Annotated in this window: 3 protein-coding genes; all 3 read right to left on the minus strand. The window is 61.1% G+C overall.

Annotation, left to right across the window (positions count from 1 at the left end; genetic code table 11):
- On the minus strand, positions 1 to 746 hold a 746-nt coding region (locus EOA86_RS31150; RefSeq protein WP_128345119.1), incomplete at its 3' end, for a molybdopterin-binding protein.
- Position 747: 1 nt separating this feature from the next.
- Positions 748 to 1632 carry a cytochrome b/b6 domain-containing protein gene (locus EOA86_RS31155; protein WP_128345120.1) on the minus strand — a complete coding sequence of 295 codons (885 nt, stop codon included), beginning with the start codon at positions 1630 to 1632 and terminating at the stop codon, positions 748 to 750.
- A 114-nt stretch (positions 1633 to 1746) separates the two neighbouring features.
- Positions 1747 to 2332: DUF1345 domain-containing protein (locus EOA86_RS31160; protein ID WP_128345122.1), on the minus strand; the 586-nt coding region annotated here is incomplete at its 5' end.

Consider the following 2332-nt stretch of genomic DNA (forward strand, 5'->3'; position numbering starts at 1 on the left):
ATATTGGCGAAACCGTCGACCAGTTCGATCTTGCGGAGATATTTCGGCATCTTGTAACCGATCTGGCGCTCGACGCGGACACGCAACGGCGCGCCGTTCTCGACCGGCAGCGGCTTGCCGTTCAAGCCATAGGCAAGGATCGTCTGTGGGTGACGGGCATCGATCAGGTCGATCGAACCGTAATATTTGATGGCGCCTGACAGGCTATGATCGATCGTGTCGAGGCAATGAAACATCACGTAACGCGCCTGCGGCTTGACCACCGCCTGATCAAGCACCAGCGACAGCGGCGTGCCGGTCCATTTTGCGATGCAGCTCCAGCCTTCGACGCAGTCGTGGCGGGTGATCTGGGTGCGGCTTGGCATGTTCATCAGCTGCTCGCGCGTCAGCGACAGCGGCTTTTCGACGAGGCCGGAAACCTCGAGCCGCCAGTCGGCGAAATTGTTGGCGAGCAGGCCCTTGTAGACATCGTCGTCCGGAGCGGTGACGCCGTTCGGCCGCTGCGGCTGGCGAATGTCGGCTTCGGTGAATTCCGGCGCCAGCGAATCGCCGGCAAGCAGGCGTTGCGCGCGCCAGGTAAGGCCGTTGGCGCCTTCGAGGAAGCTGCGCAGGCCGTCGCCCACGCCAAGCTGGCTGTCGAAAGCATCGCAACCCGACAGCATGATGCCGGAGACGCCGAGGCTGGCCGAGGTCAGGAATTTTCTTCGGCTTATCTGTAGTTTGGGGCTGATCTCAAACTTCGCCATCTCACGCACTCCTCTGGGGCGTCTTGCTGCCATGGGCCGCCGGCGGATCGGTTCGGTACCAGCCGGTGATGATGGAACGCAACTCGTTGATCGGGCCGGCGGCGAAGATCATCAGTATATGGACGATGAAGAAGCCGACGAGCAGCAGCATTACGATGAAATGAATCGTCCGCGCCGTCTGCCGGCCGCCGAGCAGATCGTTGAGGAACGGCAGCACCGCGTTCATGCTCGGCGACATGGCAAGGCCGGTGATGATCATCAGCGGCAGTAGCACGAACATGACGCCGCCATAGGCGATCTTCTGCAGCGTATTGTACTCGCGCCTGTGGTGGAACTTGAGCCTGGCATGATCGGTGATGTCTCGCGGCAAGCGCCTGAGATCGTCGATGCGCGGGGCAAGATCGCGGCGCAGATGGCCGTTGATCAGGCTGGCGACCAGCCAGACGACCAGTGTCGTGGTCAGTATCCAGGCGAAGAAGAAATGGACGACGCGGGCGGTGCCGAGGTCGTAGTAGGAGGGGATCGTCGCCCAGGATGGGAAGGCGCGGGACGTCTCCCGACCCGCCGGCCCCGACCAGCCGAGCACACCGGTCGTATCGAAGCGCTTGCCGAAGATTTCGGTGTAGCCGCGCGGACCGTTTGCGGTGTTCTCGGCGCCGATAGCGAAGATGGTGTTGTTGTATGCGAATCCCGACTCCTTGCCGATATAGAGCTGAGGGCGGGCGTTGAAGATCTGCAGGCCGGAAAGTAGCATGAAGAACAGCGAGATGGCCCAGAGCCAGTGCGTCAGCCGAGTCCAGCGCGACTGCCGGTAGATCAGCGTTGCGTCCTTCGGCGCGGCAGTATCTGGCCCGACGGTGGATTGGCTCCCGACAACCGATTCCATTTTTTCGCGTCCTTCCGGCCGCTCAGTCGGCCTTTCCGATCGTTCTCCTCCCAATACGTTGCCAGCCAAAGCGATGTTTCATCCGATCACAAAATTATTACGGCCTGCCTGGTACTACCGGCTCCCGAGACTAACGGCGAGGTTGACCGCGGCGGCGACGATCACTGTATTGAAAAAGAACGACACGATCGAATGCAAGAGCACGATGCGACGCATTTGCGTGGTCGAAACCGCGGTATCGGAGGTTTGTGAAGTCATGCCGACGGTGGTCGAGAAATAGAGGAAATCCCAGCCGTCCGGCCGCTCCTTACCCGCAAACACGAGGCCGCCGACGGGCTTTCTCTGCTTCGCTTTGCTGCCGGGGTCGGTCTCTTCATCGTTCAGCCAGTAAACATGGGCGTAGTGCAGCGCCGTCATGGCGTGGATGGTGAACCAGCCGAGCGGGATCGACAGCAGCGCGAAGGTGAGTTCGACAGGATGCGCGCTGCGCTCGCGATTGATCAATTGGAACAACGAGATGATGGCGACGGCGACGACAATCAGCGTCACGCCAAAGATGACCAGCACCGGCTGGTCGGTGGCGCGGGCATTCTTGCTCAGATAGCGGTCGGTGAGCAGCGGCATCTGGGCGACGACGATGACGGTGTAGGCGGCGAAAAACGCATTGGCGCCAATCGAAAAGGCGAGCGGAGTGCGCAAG

Source organism: Mesorhizobium sp. M5C.F.Ca.IN.020.32.2.1 (genome assembly GCF_004023105.1).
GTDB classification, from domain to species: domain Bacteria; phylum Pseudomonadota; class Alphaproteobacteria; order Rhizobiales; family Rhizobiaceae; genus Mesorhizobium; species Mesorhizobium wenxiniae.

What these genes read in the sequence shown, in the direction of transcription:
- EOA86_RS31155 (WP_128345120.1), bottom strand. Translation starts at nt 1,632, where the DNA reads ATGGAATCGGTTGTCGGGAGCCAATCCACCGTCGGGCCAGATACTGCC.